This window comes from Thermodesulfobacteriota bacterium (assembly GCA_040753795.1).
Taxonomy (GTDB): domain Bacteria; phylum Desulfobacterota; class Desulfobacteria; order Desulfobacterales; family Desulfosudaceae; genus JBFMDX01.
Map to the genome: position 1 here is coordinate 166,662 of JBFMDX010000001.1, position 22,443 is coordinate 189,104.

Consider the following 22,443-nt stretch of genomic DNA (forward strand, 5'->3'; position numbering starts at 1 on the left):
ATGTCCTATTCCTCAAAAACGTTTGCCTGGGGATAATCCCGGCCGATCAGGCACTTGAATAGGTTCAGTCGGTTGAGCTGGTTGGTGCCCTCGTAAATCTGGAGCAGCTTGGCGTCGCGCAGGAATTTTTCGGCCCGGCGGTCGTGCCGCAGGCCGGCCTGACCCATGAGGTCCAGGGCCAGGTGACAGTTGCGGATACCGGCATCGGAAGACGCGAACTTGGCCAGTGAGGCCAGCCCGGAGCAGCGGTGAATCTCGTCATCGGTCTGGCGGTCGGCCATGACATGGCGGAAGATCCGGGTGACAGTCGGGGAATCCAGGAGCGGGGCAATGAATTTTTCAATGATGATGGTGGGAACATGCTTGAGATAGTAAAAAATCAGTTTCTGATGCATGAGCCGGAAAAATCCGTACAGGCCGTTGGCGTAATTGGTTTCCATGTAGGCCAGCCGGGAGGTGACCACGTTCTTGTACATCTCGGCCAGCAGGGATTGGGCCCATTCGTGGTTGATCAGCAGCCTGCCGTTGACTCTGGTTTCGGCGGCAAAGGCCAGGGCTTCCTCAAACGCCCCGCGGGCCGCGCCGGTAGCAAAGGCGCCGACGCCGGCCCGGGTGGCCGAGACCACGAAATCGATGACCTGCTGGGTGGCTGCCTTGCGGCCGCGCTTCGGCGGCGCTGCCTGGTTCCAGTCGTAACAGACATCTTCGTCCGCTATGAAGCAGTCCTTGAAGATCAGTTCGCTGGCCGGGCAGCCTTTCTGACCCATCTTGTGCTCCATGCGGCCGAAGGAAAACCCTTTGGTGCCGGTCCTGACCGCCATCATGACGGTGTTTTCCGACGGTTTTTTCAGGTCCGTGTAGGCGATGAGCATGTGCCAGGTGGAGATATGGCCGTTGGAAATGAAAATCTTGGAACCGTTGACCAGGTAGCCGCCGTCCACCCGTTTGGCGTGGCAGGTGATGTTGCCCTTGTCCGACAGGTCCACCTCCTCCACGTCCGTGCCGGCGCCGGGCTCGGTAATAGCCAGGGAGATCAGGCAGGGCACCCCGGATTTTTCTCCGGCCGCCACGTCCCGGCAGACGCGGTTGATCATGCGCACGTTCCAGGGCGCGCAGAGGGTGGCTACGCCCAGGTAATGGACGCCGATGAGGTTGGCCATGGCCAGACAGACCGAGCCGATCTCCTCCACGAAGACCGACATCGAGGCCATATTATACCCCCGGCCGCCGAACAGGCGGGGAATCCACAGGGTGTAGAGTCCCCACTCGTTGGCCCTGGAGACGAATTCGTAGGGGAGGAAATCCGGATTGTCGTGCATGGCCAGATCCAGTTCCCGCACATAGGGCCGGACCACTTCATCGTTGAACTTGCGGGCCAGGGCCATGACCTGCCGGGTTTCCCGGACCAGACCGGCCGGCAGTTTCGGGGCCGAGCTGAGGCTGACGAACATGTCGTCAAAAGCGGGCGACTTCGCCAGCAGGGATTTTTCTTCCGCGCGCGACAGCATGCTTGTCCCTTCTACTTCTTTTTCTGGGCGTCGAACGTGTCCGGGGTAACCCCTTCCCGTTCCAGAACCCGCTTGATGATCCGGTGCGAATTGGTCTTGGGAAATTCGTCGACCAGACGGATGTACCGCGGAATGGCGAATTTGGCCAGCTTATCGGACAGGAACCGGACCAGCTCGGCCGGATCCACGATTTTGCCTTCCACCGGCCGGATGGCGGCCATGATCTCGTCCTCGGCCAGTTCCGAGGGAACGGCGTAGACCGCCACCTCCTCCACCGCCGGATGATCCATGATGACCTGTTCCACTTCATAGGCGGAGACGTTCTCCCCGCCCTTTCTCATGGACTCGGTGTTACGGCCGACAAAATAGACAAAGTCGTTGATGTCCTGTTTGATCAGGTCGCCGGTGTGCAGCCAGCCGTCGCCGGACTTCTTTTTGGAAGCCTCTTCATTTTTATAGTACTCTACCCGGCTTTTCTCTTTTTTGGCTTCAAAGAGCAGCTCACCGGGGACGCCGGTCGGCACGTCCAGGCCCTTTTCGTCCACCAACCGGTATTTCACCACCCGGGGGATTTTCCCCAGGGAGCCGACCGGGGCGTTGCCGAAGTTGAAGACGCCTTTGCCGCCGCCGTCCACCGCGCCGTAAGCTTCGTACAGCTGGACGCCGAAGCGCTTCTCAAACGGGGCCCACATCTCCGGCGGGCAGCCGGCGGAGGCCACGTAGCGCACCTGATTCTGTGAGTCTTCGGGTCGTTCCGGCTGTTTCATGAGAATGGGAATGATGGACCCGATGGTGTTGAAGACCGTGGCCCGGTACCGGCGGATGTCGTCCCAGAAGCGGCTGGCGGAGAATTTCCGGGCCATGGCCATGGTTCCCTGAATGCCCATGGTCATGGTGGTCGTGGTCAGCAGGGCGTTGCCGTGGCAGAGGGCGAACGCCGTATAATAGATGTCGCTTTTGCGCATCATCAGGTGCGCCGCCAGGCACATCATGGTCACCGATGTCTTCTTGTACCGGTAGACGACGCCCTTGGGCGGGCCGGTGGTGCCGGAAGTGTACAGGATCATGCAGATGTCGTCCGGGTTATGGCCGATACCGGGGTTGGCGGCCGGATAGTCGGCGTAGGCCCGGCTCAAGGGGAGCATGTCGGCGGGGACGGGGATGCCCGCGGCTTCCGTTTCCATGTCATCGACGATGATATCGTTTATTTTTTCGAATTTATCCCGGGCGGCGGTGATGACATCCAGCAGTTCGGCGTCGATGACCAGCAGATGGATGTCGCTGTGGTTGACGACATAGGCCAGGCCGTCGGCCTTGAGTTCGGGATTGATGGGAACGGCATACATGCCGATCTTCTGGCAGCCGAAGAAGATGTCCAGAAAGCGGGGAGAGTTCTTCATGAAGATGCCCACGCCCCGGCCCCGGCCGCCGCCCTGCTCCATCAGGAAGTGGGCCAGGCGGTTGGCGTTTTCGTCCATCTGCCGGTAGGTGTAGGACTCGTCCCGGTAGAGCAGAAAGGGTTTGTCGGGCACTTCGGCGGCGTCTATCTCCAGCAGGTCGGACCAGGAAATGTCAATGGCTTCCTTGCCCAGGACCCCTTTAAGGGTGGGCAGAAGCCGGCCCCGGCGGGCCTGGGCCGCGAAAAAGGCGGTCACGCCCGTTATGGCCTGGCCGGCGATTTTCAGGCTGTTTTTCTTCATCAGCAGCTTTTCCCGCAGTCCGTACTTCGGGTTCAGCATGTTCGGGTCAGGCTCCGGCGGATTTTCGGCCGGTCTTTCTTCCGTCTCCAGGTATAATCTCGGATAGGCCAGGTCGGCTGTCTGGGTTAGCCGCTGAAAATAGAAACCGGGGTTGAATCCGCGTTCAATGGTGATGGCCCCTTCCGGGCAGGCGGCCAGGCAGCAGCCGCAGGAGACGCAGTTGGTCACGCCGGGCGCGATGACGCTCAACCAGGGCAGCCCTTCCTTCCAGTTCATGGGGCCCTGGTCGTTTCTGATGGACCGGGCCGGGCAGATGAAGGAGCAGATGCCGCACCGTTTGCATTTTTCATCGTCAAACCCGAGCAGACCGGTGGTCATTTCTTCGGGATTGATATAATCGGGTATCTTTGTCCAGGGCTTTACGGTTAACGCATTCATTATTCCCCCTGTATTTCAATTCGGGGCGGCGTTTCCAGGCCGCCGACAAACCACTGCACCACCTGTTTCTCTCGGGGCACCTGATCGTCGGCCTTGACCTTTGGCCAGCCCACGGCAATGCAGTCGTTCAATTTGTATGGGTAGCTGACACCGAACTTTTTTCTCCATTTAGGCAGAACCATCAGCAGCTTGATCATGCCCAGCCAGCAGGAACCCGCGCCCAGGCTGTGCGCCGCCAGCACCATGTTCTGTCCGCAGATGCCGATATCGGTCGGCGGACTGGACACGCCCCGCCGGTCCTCCAGCAGCAGGATCAGGGTCGGGGCATGGTGAAAGACCGGGCATTCGTCCCTGGCGATGGCGCTCAGCAAGCCCATGGGAACCGGATGAAGCTGATTGGCATTCAGGCGGATAAACAGCTTGGACAGAGGCTTTAACAAAAGTCGTCGGGTTGGGCTGCGGGTGTAGTCGATGAACCACATCAGCAGCTTGGTTACCTTGACGGCGTCTTTTTCCATTTCCTCCAGAATTTCCGGGCTCTTGACCACGACAAATTTCCAGGGCTGTGAGTTGCCGGCCGAGGGCGCGAACCGTCCCGCCTCCAGTATCCGGCGGATCATGGAATCCGGCAGGGGCTCCCTTTTAAAGGCGCGGATGCTGCGCCGCTTGAAAATCACCTCTTCCACCGGCGTCCATTGGGTTAAGTCCGGTTTGTCCGACTGGTTCTTGCTGGACATAGTCAGGCTCCTTGATCCGTTCTGATATGGCTGTTTGCGCGTCGTTGTTATCTGGACGGCGCTTCCAGGATATGCATGCACATGGCCGCCTCTTCGCTGCCCAGGGCGCCGCCGCCGTTCTCGGCGATGGCCAGGCGGCAGTTTTTCACCTGCCGTTTGCCGGCTTCTCCCCGGAGCTGACAGACCAGTTCGAAGATCTGGGCCAGTCCGGAAGCGCCGATGGGATGACCCCGGGAAATGAGGCCTCCGCTGGTGTTGATGGGAATCCGGCCGTCGATTCGGGTGGCGCCGGATTCGGCCAGCCGGCCGCCTTCGCCCCGGGGGCAGAAGCCGAGGTTTTCGGCCTGGACCAGCTCGCCGTAAGCGGTGGCGTCATGGACTTCGGCCATGTTCATCTCGTTCGGGCCGAGGCCGGCGGCTTCGTAAGCTCGTTTGGACAGGCGTTCGCCGATATCCGGCAGGTCGGAATCAAAGGCCCGGTCCTGGCCCGACCCCAGAATGGAAGCCCGGATGCGCACCGCCCGGCCGGAAACCCCCAGCCTTTTGACCGTCTCTTCCGAACAGAGGACGGCCGAGGCGGCGCCGTCGCCGATGGGCGCACACATGGCCCGGGTCAGGGGGAAGCTGACGATGCGGTCAGCCAGCACTTTTTCCACGGGAACCTCGAAGGTGTACTGGGCCAGGGGGTTGAGGGCGCCGTTGGCGTGATTCTTGGAGGCGATCAGTGCCAGTTGCTCAATGGTACTGCCGAATTTTTTCATGTGCTGGCGGGCGGCGAATCCGTAAACGTCCATGAAGGGGGAATGGTCGCCGGTCGAGAGTTTGCTCATCTGTTTGACGACGTCATAGCCCAGTTTTTCTCCCAGCATGACACCGACCGCCAGTTTGTCTTTGGTTTCCCTGATCCGCTCCCTGACCGGCTTCTTTTTTCGGGGCCGGCTGGCGGCGCTAACCGCCGGCTGATATTTGTTTTTAAAAGATTCCAAACGTTTTTTTTCGGTTTCATCCAGGGCGTAGACGGAGAGGCTTTTGGCGATCTGAACGCAGTTTTCAATATCGATGCCGCCCAGAAAACCGGCGAAAATGGCCGTTTTGTTGGGGCTGTACAGTTTTTCCGCGCCCACCGCCATGGTGACGTCATACAGGCCGCTGGCTACTCCCAGCCAGGCGTGATGAAAGGCCGTAGAACCGCTGGCGCAGGCGTTTTCCACGTTGGTGATGGGAATGGTGTCGATGCCGATGGGCCGCAGGGCGACCTGCCCGCGGATGCAGTCCTGGCCTTTGCCGAACCCCCACCCGGAGTTGGAAAACCAGAGGGCCTGGATCTCTTTTTTCCCGAGGCCGGCGTCCTTGAGGCAGTCGAGCACGGTCATGGCGGTCAGGTCCTTGATGCCCTTGTCCATGTATTTGGCGAATTTGATCATATGCGAACCGATCACATACACGTCTCTCATGTCTTTTCCTCGTCAATGGTTGCGGTCAACGTAAGCAAAACGGGCGAAACTATTCAGCCTGTGACGATAGTTATAGCCGGGCAGCCGGGAATTGTCAATAAAAAATTCTACGACTGCAAAAAAATAAGCCGGAATAAATGTGCTCAGCCGGCGGCAAGAAACGGCGAAATCCCCAGATAAACCCCGAATCCCGCCATAAACACGGCGCAGCAACCCAGGGTGGCATAATATACTTTCCGGTTCAGCCGGCGGATACCCCAGTAAGATAGGACCGAGACCAGCGCATACCAGGCCAGGTCACCGGCCTCATGGCCGATAAAAAAAGCAAAAAATCCGGAAAGGTTGTCGAAGGAGACGTTGAACTGCATCATGAAGGCGAAACCAATAGTGGCCCACCAGATCCACCAGTAGGGGTTGGACATGGATACCAGGGCGCCGCCGGTCACCGGGTGGCGGAGGGCCTTTTTGATCAGCGCCCGATTTTCCACGGCCTCGGGTTCGGGGGGCTCCCCGGTGAACTCATCGGGAATTTTTTCGCGGTACAGATCCCGGATAATCATCAAACTGAACATGACCAGCAGGGCGCCGCCGGTCAAACCGATAATTTTAGCGGCGATATCTTTTTGAAGAACCATGGAAAAGCCGGCCAGCAGCAGGAGGATAATGGCCGCTTCGATCAGGGCATGGCCAACGATCACCCATACGCCCACCAGGTATCCCCGCTTACGGGTGCGGGCCGACTGGACGATGGTGTAGGTCAACAGGGGGCCCGGCGCCATGGCCCCGGTCAGGGCGACGACAAAGGAAAGAGACATGACGGTGAAGAAGGCCGATAAATCCATATGCTGCAACCGCCGGCGTATTTCAAGACGCCGGATTCATTTCCCGTTCTATCCACAATCATGCGCTGACATTCATGGATAATCTGGAGAAACGGATGATAAATAGATGTTATGGCTTTTCCCTATAGCAAGATGGCTATTTTTGTCAATTCTTTTTCAGGTGCGGCACGTTGATGGACATTCTGGGAGAGATGGCCTGGCGATTCAAAAGAAACGGCGAGGGGTGTTTTCGCCTGGTGAAGACAGCGGCGGTATTCATTTTGGGTTATGACTATTTTCGGTCACCGTGGCCTTTTGCGAAAACCCCCGTCCGGCATCCTGTTGTCAGTTTGGTAGACCGTTGTCGAAAACGAATAAACTTAAGTCGGTAAAATTAATATTATATAAATATTTAAATGAATTTAGAATTATAACTGAATTTTTAAATGAATGCGCCGATCTGGTCGCCTACTTTTATAACAAATTGAATTTTATTAAGAAATATAAATTCCTGCATATAATAAAGTATAGATTCTACTCAAAATACAATAAAACCCGGTCGGAAAAAAAAGAATGGTATACAAAAAAAACAATAAAAATAATTGACTTTTTTTTTGAATAGGGAAAAATACAGGGCGGGGACAAATAGATAAACAATTTTCCGTAATTCACTATAAGGGCATTAAGCTGCCCACCATTAACGATCGGGAGGGACGATTGGTTAGTGAGATCCTGTTTTCACGCCGTGGGTTGTTGCAGTCAGGTCGTTGGGGGGCAAGTAAAGGCTGCTCTTCCCTCCCTTTTAGCCCGTACGGTCGGGGTTGGCGGTCAGCATACTGTAAAAAAAGAAACAAGACCCATAACAAGCTGGACCAGGACGGCTTTTCTCTGGCGGAACTGCTGGTGGCGCTGGCGGTCGGCTCGATTGTTATCGTCCTGATAGTGACTGCCTACTGGTCTCAAACCAAGACCGGTCGGGCCCAGCAGATGATGGTGAATATGCAGCAGAATGGCCGCGCCGCCATGTTTCTTCTGACGCAGGATATCATGCTGGCCGGTTTCAGCGACGATCCTTCCAATCCTTCGGACGGAACCATAACCAACGCCGGTTCAACCACGCTGCAGTTTACCTATGCTGGTCAATACTTAATGGATGACAGAATCGACAATAACGGCGACGGCACGGTTGATGAAAAACACGAAAAGGACGGGGTCGACAATAACGGCGACGGCGATATTGACGAAATCAACGAACTTGAAACCATTCAGTATTCGCTGGACGGAGATCGACTGCGGCGGACCCTGCTGGAAGATGCCACCGGCAATGTCCGGAGGACCGAAGTGGTCGCTAATGATATCGATCGGTTGGAGTTTTTTTATGTTTTAGATAATGGTGCTTCCGCCACCACCTATGCCAGTGATGATGATCGGGGAAATATTCGCAAGGTCGGTATATCCATCCTGACCCGAAGCGAGTTTGAGTCCCCCGGTTACACTGACACACAGGTCTACACTGCCCTGTCAGGAGCAAATTGGGGGCCGTTTAACGATCATAACCGGCGCGTATTGCTGACAACCACCGTCCAGTGCCGGAATATGTTGAGATAACGAAAAAAACTAAATATGGGGGGGGCAATCGTGATCAGTATATTTTCACGCATTGGTAATCAGAAGGGCTCGGTCATCGCCATCGCCCTTATGGTCATGATGACGCTGCTGATTGTCGGTCTCATGTCAATCAACGATACAATCGTGGAAAGCGCCATTGCGCGTAACCACACCATTCACCGGCAGAATTTTTACCTTGCGGAAGCCGCTGTCCGGCAGGCGGCCCAGTTAATAGAGGACTATAGAGACGACCCGTCAGTCGTAGGCGAGTTGACGGCGCGGCCCAGAGAGCTCCCCTGGATGCGGCACAAACTGGACTTTGACTTTGGAGCGGATGTCGATTTTGGTGATTTCCGGGGCGACGGCGGCTACATAGATTACGGATCTTTCGTGCCGACCATGCTGGCCAACGGCAATGAAAACGCCTCGGGTTTCATGGCCAGGTATGAAGGCCCTGCCTCTGGGGTTCCTATAGATATGAATGAACCCACCAACGTGTATCAGTTTTCCGTGTACGGCCGGGGGGTTGGGCCCACGAGAAATGACGCTGATGAAGTCGTGGTAAAGATCGGTTACAGGGTGCGGTTTTAGACGGAGAAAAAGGCGTCCGGATTAAGCGGGTGACAGAAAACGACAGGGGGAAAACAAACTTGGAACATAACATGAATGCTAAAGAAATCAGACATGTTTCTATGGGCTCGTTTTCAGGCATCAAATCAGCCCGCGCGCGTTTAACAAAACCAATTCTGTTTTTGCTGGTCCTGCTGGCTCTGGATCTGTTTCTGGCAACCGCGGTCATGGCCGCTCGCTTTTATCGAGACGCTGACAGTGATGGCTATGGAAATCCTTCTGTTTATGTGGATAGACGCATAAGGCCGTCAGGATATGTCACCAACAGCGATGATTGCAATGACGCTAACAGCGCCATTCATCCGGGAGTCCAGGACGTATGTGACAGCGTTGATAATGACTGTGACGGCACCACAGATGAAGGCTGCGTGACCTGGTATCGGGACAGCGACAACGATTTACACGGCAACCCGGCTGTATCCACGGTTTCCCTGGTTCAGCCGGCCGGCTATGTTGTCGACAATACGGATTGTGATGACACCAACAGCGCGGTTTTTTCTGGCGCTACGGAATTTTGCGACACGTTGGATAATGACTGCGACGGCAGCACGGACGAAGGCTGCGTCCCCTGGTACCGCGATCTGGACGGGGACGGGTACGGCAATCTCAATGTCTCCCAAACGGCTAATTCCAGGCCACCCGGCTATGTGGCTGATTCCAGCGACTGCAACGATAGCGATGCCGCCATTTTCCCAGGCGCGACGGAAGTGTGCGACGGCAAAGATAACGACTGCGACAGTAGCGTGGATGAGGGATGTCAATCCTGGTACCAGGATGGCGACGGAGATGGTTACGGCAATCCCGCTATTTCCCAGCAGGCTGTCGGCCAGCCGGCTGGTTTTGTTTCCGGCAATACGGATTGCGATGACGCTGATGCCGCTATAAACCCGGGGGCGGCGGAGGTCTGCGATACCGGGCACAAGGACGAGAACTGCAACGGTTTAGCCAACGAAGGGTGCCAGACCTGGTATCAGGACGGCGACGGCGACGGTTACGGCAACGCCGCTGTATCTGTATCAGCCTTTGCTCAGCCCGCCGGTTACGTCGGGAACAGCACGGATTGTGATGATACCGACGCAGGCTCACATCCCGGCGCCCTGGAGGTTACCGGCGACGGTCATGATAACGACTGCGACGGTGAGACGGATGAAAGCCTGGTCTGGTATTGGGACGGCGACGGAGACGGTTACGGCGATGCCGCGAACACCAGCGTTGTGGCCGCGCCGGGTTATGTGCTGAACAACATGGATTGCGATGACACCAACGCCGCCGCCAACCCGGGGGCAACCGAAGTATGCGACAATGTGGACAATAATTGCAACGGTGTTACGGACGAAGGGTGCCAGATTTTTTATCACGACAATGACCATGACGGTTATGGCGATCCGGCCGCTTCGGTGGCGGACACTAACCTGCCGGCCGGGTATGTGAACAGCGGGACGGACTGTGATGACAGTGACGCCGCCGTTAATCCTGACGCATTTGAAGTATGTGCCGACAGCAAGGATAATGACTGTGACGGAACCACAGATGAAGGGTGCCAGCTCTGGTACGTTGACAATGACGGCGACGGCTTTGGTAACCCTGCAGTTTCTGTTTCGGCTTCTGTACAACCAACCGGGTACGTGGGTGCGGGTACGGACTGCGACGATACCAATGCCGCCATTTCCCCCGGCGCCCGGGAAGTATGCGACGAAGTGGACAACAACTGCAACGGGTTTGTGGACGAGGGTTGTATCCAGAGATGGTATCAGGACAATGACGGCGACACTTTTGGCAACCCGGCCGTTTCGTATACCGGTGAAAAGCGGGACGGTTATGTGCTTGTCCCCGGGGATTGTGATGATACCAGAATCAGCATCAATCCCGATGCGCCGGAAGTATGTAATGATGGTATTGATAATAACTGCGCCGGAGGAGTGGATGAGGGTTGCCTTGAATGGTATCTGGATGCCGATGGCGACACATATGGAAATCCGGGCGTTTCGGTCAATGCGGTTGAACAACCGGCCGGTTTTGTGGCCGATAGCAGCGATTGTAATGACAGCAATGCCGCCGCTCATCCCGGTGCCGAGGAAGCCTGCGACGGAATGGACAGCGATTGCGACGGGTCTATAGACGAGGGCTGCCAGGCCTGGTATCAGGACGCGGACGGCGACGGGTATGGAAATCCGGCGGTTTCCACTGAAGCCATAATGCAGCCTGCCGGTTATGTCAATAACGACGATGATTGCGATGATACCAAGGCCTCCATCAATCCCGGGGCGGAGGAGGCTTGCGATGACGGTGAGGATAACGACTGCGACGGCAGTACTGATGAAGGCTGCATGACATGGTATCAGGATGCGGACGGTGATACCTTTGGTAACCCCGATGTCTCCGACAATACCGGTGACCAGCCAGCCGGGTATGTGGAGAGAGCCGGTGATTGTGACGATACCAGAGCCGATATAAACCCTGATCAGGCGGAAGTCTGCGATGACGGAACTGACAATAATTGCGCCGGCGGTGTGGATGAAGGCTGCGTCCGGTGGTACCGGGACAATGACGGCGATACCTTCGGTACTGCCGATTACGTGATGGCTATCGGGCAACCGGCCGGTTTCGCAGCCCGGAGCGGTGACTGCAACGACGCCAACGCCGCCGTCAATCCTGATGCCACTGAGATATGCGATGGCATCGATAACGACTGTGACGGCGATCGGGATGAAGGCTGCGTCCGGTGGTATCGGGACAGTGATGACGATACCTATGGTGACCCGGCCGTTTCTTTCGAATCCGTGAGCCAGCCGGCCGGTTTCGTTGGCATGGCCGGTGACTGTAACGATACTGACGCCGCTATTCATCCCGGTGTGGCGGAAGTCTGTGATGGCGGCGACAACGACTGTGACGGTATCGTGGACGAAGGCTGCATGCTCTGGTATCGGGACGCGGACGGAGATACTTACGGCGATGCCGGAGTCTCCAGCAATGCCAATGCGCAGCCGGCCGGATACGTCAACGGCAATACCGACTGCGACGATACCAGCGCTGCTGTAAATCCGGGCGCTCCGGAAGTCTGCGGCGACGGGATTGATAACAACTGCTCCGGCGATGCGGACGAAGGCTGTCTGACCTGGTACAGGGACGCTGATGGTGACGGTTACGGTAATCCCGGCGTGTCCACCGTGTCCAGCACTCAGCCGGCCGGATTTGTCAGGGACGGCATGGATTGCGATGACACCGATTCGCTCGTTCATCCCGGAGCCGTGGAAGTCTGCGATGGAATTAAGGATGATAACTGCGACGGCGCCGTGGATGAGGGCTGTGTTGCCTGGCATCAGGACGCCGACGACGATGGTTACGGTAACGCGGCGGTTTCCATGATTTCCATTGCCCAGCCGGCCGGATACGTGCTTGACCGGACGGATTGCGATGACACTAACGCCGCCGTGAACCCTGGGTTGACGGAAGTGTGCGATGACGGCCTGGACAACAACTGCGCCGGCGGTGTTGACGAGGGCTGTCTGACTTGGTATCAGGACGCCGATGGAGATCATTACGGCAATGCCGGCGTGTCTATCACGGCCATCACGCCGCCAGCCGGTTATGTGTTCGACCGGACGGATTGCGATGACGGCGATCCCGGTGTCCATCCCGGCGCGATGGAAGTTTGTGACGGCCTGGACAACAACTGCGCCGGCGGTACGGACGAAGGCTGCCTGGCCTGGTACCGGGACGCCGACGGTGACAATTACGGTAATGCCGGCGTGTCCATGACCTCTCTCACCCAGCCGCCCGGCTACGTGCCTGATAACACCGACTGCAATGACGCCAATCCCGGCGTGAACCCCGGCGCCGCGGAGATCTGCGACTCCTGGGCCAATGACGAAGACTGTGACGGTAGCTGGGACGAGAACTGCCAGTGGTGGTATCAGGATGCCGACGGCGATAATTACGGCAATAACGCCATCTGGCTGGTGTCCCAGACCGCGCCTCCCGGGTATGTCCTGGACTGGAAGGACTGCGATGACACCAATCCCGCAATCAATCCCAGTGCCGTGGAAATCTGCGGTGACGGTCTGGACAACAACTGTAACTGGAACATAGATGAAGGCTGCGTGACCTGGTATCAGGACGGCGACGGTGATAATTATGGCAACTCCGCCGTGTCAGTGGTATCCGAAACCCAGCCGGCCGGTTATGTAATGGACGGCACGGACTGCGATGATACCGATCCGTTGATTCATCCCGGCGCTACGGAAGTCTGTGATGGTATTAATGACGAGGATTGCGACGGCGCCGTGGATGAGAGATGCCTGGTCTGGTACCAGGACGGCGACGGTGACGGCTACGGCAATGCCGGGGTCACCCTCACGGCCGTTGATCAGACGGGCGGTTACGTGGCCGTGGCCGGCGATTGCGACGACACTAATCCGGGAGTAAACCCCGGCGTCGCGGAGGTGTGCGGTGACGGACTGGACAACAACTGCGACGGCGGCACGGACGAAGGCTGCCTGGTTTGGTACCAGGACAGTGACGGCGACAATTACGGCAATGCCGGCGTTTCCCAGTCGGCCGCCTATCAGCCTCCCGGATTTGTCCCCGACAATACCGACTGCGACGACACCAATCCGCTGAAGAATCCCGGCATGTCGGAAAAGTGCGGGGACGGTATTGACAATGACTGCGACGGCAATATTGACGACATAAGTTGTGTTAACTGGTTCAAGGATGTGGACGGCGATACCTACGGTGATCCCACCCAGACCACCATGGCTGTCGGACAGCCGGCTGGCTACGTCTCTCGGGCCGGTGACTGTGATGATGGCAACGCGGCCGTCAATCCTGGCGTTCCGGAAGTGTGCGGTGACGCCATCGACAATAATTGCAATGGGAGCCAGGACGAAGGCTGCGTGATCTGGTACCAGGACGGCGACGGCGACAATTACGGCAATGCCGGGTCTTTTGTCACGTCTATTATTCAGCCGCCGGGGTATGTGCCGGACAGTACCGACTGCGATGACGGCAATGCCGCTGTCAATCCCGGTCAGACGGAGGTTTGCGGGGACGGCCTGGACAACGACTGCGCCGGCGGCGCCGACAACGGCTGCCAGACCTGGTATCAGGACGGCGACGGTGATAATTACGGCAACCCCAGTGTCTGGATTGTCTCCGTCACCAGGCCGCCCGGATACGTGGAAGACCGGACGGATTGTGATGACGCCAATCCGGCCGTCCATCCCGGCGCCCAGGAGGTCTGCGACAACTGGATGACCGATGAAGATTGCGACGGGGTGTGGGACGAGGGCTGCCAGGGGTGGTGTCAGGACGCCGACGGTGACACCTTCGGTAATAGTGCCGTCTGGGTCAACGCCATGGTCCGACCGCCCGGTTATGTCTACGACTGGAACGACTGCGATGATACCAATGCCGCCATTCATCCCGGGGTTCCGGAGTTGTGCGACGGCATCGACAATAACTGCAACTGGTGGACGGACGAGACCTGCGTGACCTGGTATGAAGACGCGGACGGCGACAATTATGGCAACTCCGCCGTATCCGTGGTGGCCATTGTCCAGCCGGCCGGTTACGTGGCGGACGGCACGGACTGCGACGACACCAATGCCGGTGTCAATCCCGGCATGGCGGAGGTGTGCGCGGACGGTCTTGACAATGACTGCTTCGGCGGCGCGGACAACGGCTGCCTGACCTGGTATCCGGATAGCGACGGTGATAATTTTGGCGGTCCCGGTGCCCCCATGGACGCCATTGTCCAGCCGGCGGGCTATGTGTCCGACGACACGGACTGCGACGATACCAACACCGCCGTCCACCCGGGCGCCATGGAAGTGTGCGGGGACGGTCTGGACAACGATTGCCTCGACGGTGCGGATAACGGCTGCCTGACCTGGTATCAGGACAGTGACGGTGACAATTACGGCAATGCCGGTGTTGCCCTGGCGACCGTCATTCAACCCCCGGGCTATGTGTCCGACGGCACGGACTGCGACGACACCAATGCCGGCGTCAATCCCGGCATGGCGGAGGTGTGCGGGGACGGTCTTGACAACGACTGCGCCGGCGGCGTGGACGACGGCTGCCAGGTCTGGTACCTGGACAATGATAGTGATAGTTACGGAGACCCGGCGGTTTCCACCCAGTCCGCTATCCGGCCGGCCGGGTACGTAAGCAACAACATGGATTGTGATGACGCCAGGGCTTTTGTCAATCCCGGCGCGACGGAAATTTGCGACGGCATTGATAATAACTGTGTCGGCGGTATCGATGAGGGCTGCACGGCTTGGTATCGAGACAATGACGGTGACAATTTCGGCTCCGCCGTTTCCACCCGGGCAGATCTCCAGCCGGCCGGTTACGCAGCCCTGCCGGGTGACTGTAATGACGCTAATGCCGCTATTAATCCCGGCGTTACGGAGGTCTGCGGCGACGGCGTTGATAACGATTGTGACGGCGGTCTGGACGAAGGGTGCGTCCGATGGTACCGGGACAGTGACGGCGACGCCTATGGCGACCCGGCCGTCTCTGTCGATGCCGTGAGCCAACCGGCAGGGTATGTCGCTGCCGGAACGGATTGTGATGATAATGATGCCGCCGTCAATCCCGGTGCCGTGGAAGTCTGTGATGGTGTTGATAATGATTGTGACGGCGGTCTGGACGAAGGGTGTGTGGCCTGGTACCAGGATAATGATGCTGACGGTTACGGTAATGACGCCGTCACCACGATAGCCGTCACTCAGCCGGCCGGATATGCCGGCAGAGGCGGAGACTGCAATGACGCTGACACCGCCGTCAATCCCGCCGCCGTTGAAATCTGCGACGGCGCGGACAACGACTGTGACGGCAGAGCCGACGAAGGGTGCGTGGCCTGGTACCAGGACCTTGACGGCGACACTTACGGTGATTCCGCCATTGCTGTCACCGCCGTTCTGCAACCGCTCGGTTTTGCGGCCAGAGACGGAGACTGTGAGGACAGTAATGCCGCCGTCAATCCCGGCGTAACCGAAGTCTGTGGTGACGGGGTTGATAACGACTGTGACGGCAGCGCCGACGAAGGGTGTATTACCTGGTATCAGGACCTCGATGGCGACAATTACGGCCTGCCGGGCGCTGTCATCGAAGCCGTTACCCGGCCGGATGATTACACCGACAGGGGCGGGGATTGCAATGACGCCGATAGCGACGTAAATCCCGGAGTGGCCGAAGTCTGTGACGACGGTATTGACAATGACTGTGACGGATCGCAAGACGAGGGCTGCGCTGACTGGTATCAGGATAATGACGGCGACGGTTACGGCTCCGTCCACACTATTTCTGATTTTACCCGGCCGCCCGGGTACGTGGCGGTCCCCGGCGACTGTAACGACGCCGATGCTGCCATTCATAAAGGAGTGAGGGAAACCTGCGATGGTATTGATAATGACTGCGACGGCGCCGTAGACGAAGGTTGTATCTTCTGGTATCAGGACCTTGATGGCGATAAATTCGGAAACCCCGAGGTTTACATCAAAGAGGTTTCTCAGCCTGCCGGTTACGTGGCCGCCGGCGGTGATTGTGATGACGCCAATCCCGCTATCCGTCCCTTTGTGCTGGATCTGTGCGATCATCTGGATAATGACTGCGACTTTGCTTCCGATGAAGATGTCCCCAAGGAAGATTATAAGAAGACTTATCAGGATTATGACGGCGACGGATACGGTAATCCCGGCGTCTATGTGGAAGATTGCATGCTGGATGTCGGTTATGTCATAGACGCCAGCGATTGTAACGACAAAGATGCGGATGTTCATCCCGAAGCCTTTGATGTTTGCGACAACGGTATTGACGAGGACTGCTCCGGAGCAGACCGTCCCTGCGGCACGACCGCGACCCGGGGCTGCGCGAATATAGCCGCCGTCCCCCTGGAAACCCAGGTGGATTCCGCGCCGCCCATTGTCATGCTGCTGCTGGATAACTCCGGGAGCATGTCGTGGAATGTCATGTGCCCAGGGGAGGCGGACGGGCTTTACAAGGGTTACTCCGACTGCACCACGGGAAATAATGAATACTGGCAGGCCCAATATTCGGGGAAAAATACGATTTATTACAACCCGAATGTGGAATACACGCCCTGGCCGAATTATTCGAACGCGAACAAACAGAGGCCCAGACAACACCCGGATGCGTCACCGACCACGGACCTGGACAGTAAATTTGAAACCTTCAGCGGAGCAGGCGGGATTGACGTCAAGGTAGCCCATTACTATGCCTGGTCCTCAACCGAACAGAGACCCTATTTGGTGTTTGTCAACAATTCCAGCGTAACTTATTACAGGATCAATCCACCGGCGGACAATGAACTGGATGCCAACCATGTCACCGGACCGGTGGCGGCGTCAGCGGTTCCGAATGACGCGATTATTCCCCAGGCCTGGAAGGATGGCAACCGGGAGTGCTCGGCGGCTGAAGCGGATGCCGCGCGGCAGAATTTTGCCAACTGGTACCAGTACTACCGCACCCGCATGCTGACGGCCATCAACACGCTGGTCTCGGTGGTGTCAAATGTTTCGGGCATCAAGCTCGGCGTTACGACTATCAACGTCAATTCCGCCAGCGGCTTCTTCGAGCCGGTTCTGGTGGATGACAAGGTCGACACTGCCAGCGGCCACGACGGCCCCGCCAACCGGCAGAGCGTTATCGACTTTATCCTTGAATCCGGCGTACCCAACGGCGGTACGCCTCTGCTGCGGACGTATCGATCTCTCGGCGATTATTTTGATAATGCCGCTCACGACAGCAGGCCTTCCCCATGGGCCAGCGAGGAGGAAGGGGGCGAATGCCAGATGGCATTCATTATTTTGATGACGGATGGCTATTACAATGGGGCCAATCCGGGCATCGATGACGAGGATGGTAATCAGAACACCGCCTTTGACGGCCCCCCCTTTGCCGACGCTTATGGCCAGGGTGACACGCTGGCGGATATGGCCATGTATTATTATGAGAGGGATCTGGCGACGGAACTGGATGATAACGTGCCCACCACCGCCAACGACACGGCCCGTCATCAGCACGTCGTTACCTACAGTATTTCTTTCGGTGTCATCGGTACCCTTGATCCAAAGGCATATGCTTTTAATTCGAGTTCGACTGGCTGTCTTTCCGGAGCAACCTGCACGGCGGCGGCGCCATGCAATTGCGTACCCTACTGGCCGTATATCCCCCAGAAAGATGAGGGATGCCTCGAGAAGATCGACGACCTGTACCATGCCTCGGTTAACGGACGGGGAAAATATTTTGCCACCTCCAACGTCCGGCAGTTATCGTATGCCTTGTCGACGATTTTAAATGAAATTTCAGATCGCCGGGGATCGGGCGCGTCGGTGGCGGTCAGTACCCAGGAGTTGACGGAAGATACCCAGCTTTACCGCGCCTTTTTCAATACTTCCGGCTGGTTCGGGGAACTGGGCAGCTGGAAGATCAATCTGGATGGCTCCATAAACCCCACCCCCACCTGGCTGGCCGCAGGACTTCTGGATGCACGGGATTTAAGCGCCGATCCGCGGACTATATTCACCTATAATCCGGACGTACCCAGCGGTGTGCCCTTTGAACTGGGCAATCTGTCTCCCGAACAGAAAAAGTTTCTGGGAACCACTGACGGAGAACGGCAACGGCTGATCGATTTTCTGAAAGGCGACCGCTCGCAGGAGGAGCATAATGGCGGCCCTCTGCGCGATCGTGTCTCCCGTTTGGGCGATATCGTCCATTCAGCGCCGGTGCACGTTATGTACGCAGACGGTAATGACTACCTTTACGTCGGCGGTAATGACGGCATGCTTCATGCGTTTGACGCCGCGTCTACAAGTGACGGTGGGCAGGAAGTATTTGCCTATATCCCGAGTCTTGTGTACGAAAATCTGGCCTACCTGTCTGATCCCGATTACAGACACCGGTATTACGTGGATACAACCCCCTTTATAGACTCGACAGGGCTGCTGATCGGCGGTCTGGGAGCGGGCGGCAAAGGCTATTTTGCCCTGGATGTGACCAGTCCCGGGACTTTCAATTCCAGCGACGTGTTGTGGGAGTACCCTCCCGGCATTGACAACGATATGGGTTTCTCCTTTGCCAAACCGATTGTCGTGCCGCACCAGTATGGACGATTGGCGATTTTCGGCAACGGTTATGACAGCAAGAACGGCCGGGCCGTGCTGTATGTTCTCACGCTGGATGCCAACAACGCCATCGTGGAAGTGAGGAAGATTGACACCCTGGCCGGAAGCCAGTCCGGAGATCCGGAGGTTACCACGGGCTGTAACGGCCTCTCTTCTACCATGGCCGCGGATGTCAATTATGATAATCTGCTGGACTTTATCTATGCCGGCGATATGCAGGGTAACCTGTGGAAATTTGATCTGACCGCCCCGACGTCGTTAGGCTGGAAGGTCGCCTATGGCACGGCCGAGGCCCCTCAACCGTTGTTTAAAGCCGAGTATGAAGGCGTCCCGCAGCCAATTTATGCCAAGCCAAGCGCCATGCGGCACTGCCTGGCCAATCGCGAGGGCTATATCGTGGTCTTCGGCACCGGCAAGTTTTTTGCGCAAGGCGATCACCAGGACACTTCGCAGCAGACGATCTACGGCGTCTGGGACTGGGCCGAGGAACTGGAAACCGGCGACATCGTCGATCCGAAAAACTATCCGCTGGGTGCCCCTTCACGGAAGACCGACTACGCCGAGTTGCCGGTCCTGCTGGGCGGATCTTCTCCGGTTACCTTCGCCCTGCAGGGGCAGTCCGCTGGAAGCGTGTCCGGTATTTTCAGCGAAACCTCTGCAATCAAACTGTATGACAAGTACAAAGACCCCAATGGCATTCCCAACGACGCAGACGACCAGCGGGCCTGGTTTGACGCCGACACCTGGCAAGCCAATGGCGCCGGTTATACCGGCGTCAGGTATGCAGGCTGGTATTTAGATCTGCCCAATACCGGCGAACGCGTTATCGCCGATACCACCATCCGTTCCGGTCTGGCCATCATGGTTTCGCTGGATCCTTCTCCGGCGCCCTGCAAGCCCGGCGGTAACTCCTTTCTGATGCTGGTACGGGCCTGCGACGGAAGCAATCCGGAAGAAGAGGTGCTGGACACCAATGATGACGGTGTTATTGATGACAAGGACGATGGCAGTAATCGCGAAGAACTGCCTGATATTGTTTACAAGCCGGTTTTTGTTGAAGGAGATAACACAAAGATGTTTTTCGACGAAAAGAAAGGCAAAGAACCTCCTTCAGAGCATCTTGGCGTGGCTTACTGGCAATTTTTAAGAGTCCTGCATGAATGATCGGGCGATGGCGGTGGCCGCCCCTGAGCGCGGTTTGGTTTTTTAAGGAGATACGATGAAAAAAGGCATGCTTATTGTGATAATGATGGCGATGATACTGGCGCCCCTGGCGCTGCCGGCGGAGGAATCGGTGCCCGCTGATCCGCTGATGGGGGCCGTGGAATTCGGTACCCAGGAAGAGCCCGAACTGGTCTGGAAGTCCGGGCGAATCGATTCGATCAATGACAACGGCATGGTTGTCGATGACGCCGGCTACAGGTTTTCTACTGATATTAAATATTATAGTGAAAGCGGTGTGCGATTGACACGGTTGAATTTTTCACCGGGAACGCCCGTTAAATTTGTTCTGAAAAAGGACCTTGTCACCGTGGTCGCGCTGGTGAAGATATGACCGGAAGTAATATATAAAAAAATCCGGCCAATAAAAATAATCGGTCTAAAACCGCTCATAATGGGTGAATTCGGCTATTTCCCGGCGTTTGGGCGCGCTGGCCGGTTTGGCCGGATAGCCTAAAGGAATCATGGTCACCACTTCATATCCTCCCGGAACGCCGAGAATTTCCTGAATCTTGTTATGATCAAACAGACCCATGACCACCGCGCCTAAACCCATGTCCTGGGCCTGAAGGCAGATGTTCTGGGCGGCAATGCCGATGTCAAACATGAACCAGTCGCCGAACTTGGTGGTGACCACATCTTTGTAGTATCCGGAACTCTTCAGTTTGGCGCAAAGCACCAGTACCACCGGCGCCGCGGACACGGCTTTCTGGGCCGGATTTCCCTTCAGGACCGCTTCGCTGAGCTGGTCCTTGATCTGCTGTCCCCGGACCACGATCACTTCCCAGCACTGGGTGTTGGCCCAGGATTGGGACCATTGCACGGCCTCCAGCAACTCCTTAACGACCGCCTCCGGAACATCCTTCTCTTCGTATTTTCTGATACTTCTTCTGTTCTTAATGGCTTCCATGACAGCGCCCATGACAATCTCCTTTTTATGTTTTCCTGCCTTGCGGCGGTTATACCAGACGGCCTCTTTCAATATATTCCACGTCTTCCACTTCGATGGCCCGGACGATGTGCCGGTTCATGCGGCGTTTCATTTCGCCCACGGTTTTTCTGTCCTTGTTGAATTTTTTGGCAAACGCCACGGCTTCCTTCATCAGTTCATCGCGCGGACAGGCCTTGGTAATAATATGATGCGCTTCGCACTCCTGGGCGGTCAGGCGGGAGCCAAGGTATTGCATCTCGTCCATTTTATAAAGCGGAATGGCCGATTTTAGAAGCTCCAGCATGCCGGGCAGGAAGGGAATGCCCAGGTCCACTTCCGGAAAGCAGAAAAAGCCCCGGTCCGAGCGCATCAGCCGGAAATCAAAAGCGCAGGCCAGGATAGCGCCGCCGGCAAAGGCATGGCCGGAGAGGGCGGCGATGGTGATCAGCGGCGATGTGACCAGCCGCTTGAACATTTCGTTCTGCTTATACAAGAACTTTTTTACCTCGTCGATTCTTCCGGCATTGATGAACCCGGACAGCCAGTCCAGGTCGATGCCGTTGGAAAAGATTTTTTCATGTGAGGAGGTGACAATCAGGGTGCGGGCGTCGGTCCGGTTCTCAACGGCATCCATGGTGGACAGGAAAGCGTCCAGAAAATCATTGTTGAAGCGGTTCTCTCCGCTGTTCATAGCGATGATGGCCACCTCGTTTTCCAGGGAATACGTGACTTTGTCCATTGCTTCTCCTGTTATCAAAAAAACCGCTCCATCGTCAGGCGATGAAGCGGTTTTTGTATTAAAAAAACGATTAACCGGGTTTAACCACAGCAGGTGCTTTTTTCACCGCTTCCGCAGCTTCCGCAGCCTCCCTTGCCAAGCTCAATGCTGGATGAAATGGCAAACCCGTAATTGGTAAAATCGACTTTAACCGGTTTGGCCTTTTCCAGGAAAACCGTGTCAACCAGAAACTTGTAACCGCCGATTTCATGGACACTGTCCGTCTCTTTTGGCTCATCCAGAGCCATCGCAAATGACGGTCCGCCTCAGCCACCTTCGTTTAAAAAAATCCGGATGGGAGAGACTGTCCTGCCTTTGAAATATTCGGTAATCTGCTCCTGCGCGGGGGCAGTAACCTCAACATCAGCCATAATATCCTCCTGAAGCATAAACTATTGAACCGGGAACAGATGCCCGGCTATTTTTTGTTAAAACGCCGGCTTGAGGCCGGAAGTTTCAA

12 protein-coding genes are annotated in these 22,443 nt (G+C 56.8%); 4 read left to right on the forward strand and 8 right to left on the reverse strand.

Annotation, left to right across the window (positions count from 1 at the left end):
* Positions 1-5: 5 nt before the first annotated feature.
* The 5 genes from AB1724_00810 to AB1724_00830 all read right to left on the reverse strand — a co-directional run bounded on the left by AB1724_00810 (position 6) and on the right by AB1724_00830 (position 6,679).
* Positions 6-1,508 (reverse strand): acyl-CoA dehydrogenase family protein, encoded by a 1,503-nt coding sequence (locus AB1724_00810; GenBank protein MEW6076329.1) that lies wholly within the window; start codon positions 1,506-1,508, stop codon positions 6-8.
* 11 nt (positions 1,509-1,519) lie between these two features.
* A complete protein-coding gene (locus AB1724_00815) occupies positions 1,520-3,646 on the reverse strand; it encodes an AMP-binding protein (protein ID MEW6076330.1) in 2,127 nt (708 codons plus the stop codon).
* Positions 3,646-4,383 (reverse strand): nitroreductase family protein, encoded by a 738-nt coding sequence (locus tag AB1724_00820; protein ID MEW6076331.1) that lies wholly within the window; start codon positions 4,381-4,383, stop codon positions 3,646-3,648. Before AB1724_00820 ends, AB1724_00815 begins: the two co-directional genes overlap by 1 nt.
* Positions 4,384-4,430: 47 nt before the next feature.
* On the reverse strand, positions 4,431-5,837 hold the full coding sequence (locus AB1724_00825; GenBank protein MEW6076332.1) for a thiolase family protein: 1,407 nt from the start codon (positions 5,835-5,837) through the stop codon (positions 4,431-4,433).
* Positions 5,838-5,980: 143 nt separating this feature from the next.
* Positions 5,981-6,679, reverse strand: coding sequence for a LysE family transporter (locus tag AB1724_00830; protein ID MEW6076333.1), 699 nt, complete (start codon positions 6,677-6,679; stop codon positions 5,981-5,983).
* Positions 6,680-7,375: 696 nt separating this feature from the next.
* Here AB1724_00830 and AB1724_00835 point away from each other — a divergent pair.
* The 4 genes from AB1724_00835 to AB1724_00850 all read left to right on the forward strand — a co-directional run bounded on the left by AB1724_00835 (position 7,376) and on the right by AB1724_00850 (position 20,608).
* On the forward strand, positions 7,376-8,266 hold the full coding sequence (locus AB1724_00835) for a PilW family protein (protein MEW6076334.1): 891 nt from the start codon (positions 7,376-7,378) through the stop codon (positions 8,264-8,266).
* 30 nt (positions 8,267-8,296) lie between these two features.
* The gene (locus AB1724_00840) at positions 8,297-8,857 is read left to right on the forward strand and encodes a pilus assembly PilX N-terminal domain-containing protein (protein ID MEW6076335.1); all 561 of its coding nucleotides are present in this window, start codon (positions 8,297-8,299) and stop codon (positions 8,855-8,857) included.
* 71 nt (positions 8,858-8,928) lie between these two features.
* Entirely contained in the window at positions 8,929-20,217 is an 11,289-nt protein-coding gene (locus tag AB1724_00845) for a PilC/PilY family type IV pilus protein (GenBank protein ID MEW6076336.1), read from the forward strand.
* 55 nt (positions 20,218-20,272) lie between these two features.
* Positions 20,273-20,608, forward strand: coding sequence for a hypothetical protein (locus AB1724_00850; protein MEW6076337.1), 336 nt, complete (start codon positions 20,273-20,275; stop codon positions 20,606-20,608).
* A 45-nt stretch (positions 20,609-20,653) separates the two neighbouring features.
* On the opposite strand, the gene AB1724_00855 is transcribed toward AB1724_00850, so the two are convergent.
* The 3 genes from AB1724_00855 to AB1724_00865 all read right to left on the reverse strand — a co-directional run bounded on the left by AB1724_00855 (position 20,654) and on the right by AB1724_00865 (position 22,231).
* Positions 20,654-21,196, reverse strand: a complete 543-nt coding sequence (locus AB1724_00855) for a nitroreductase family protein (protein MEW6076338.1) — start codon at positions 21,194-21,196, stop codon at positions 20,654-20,656.
* 37 nt (positions 21,197-21,233) lie between these two features.
* Positions 21,234-21,944: an enoyl-CoA hydratase/isomerase family protein gene (locus AB1724_00860; GenBank protein ID MEW6076339.1), complete on the reverse strand. Its 711-nt coding sequence runs from the start codon at positions 21,942-21,944 to the stop codon at positions 21,234-21,236.
* Positions 21,945-22,024: 80 nt separating this feature from the next.
* Positions 22,025-22,231 (reverse strand): hypothetical protein, encoded by a 207-nt coding sequence (locus AB1724_00865; protein MEW6076340.1) that lies wholly within the window; start codon positions 22,229-22,231, stop codon positions 22,025-22,027.
* Between the last annotated feature and the right edge of the window lie 212 nt (positions 22,232-22,443).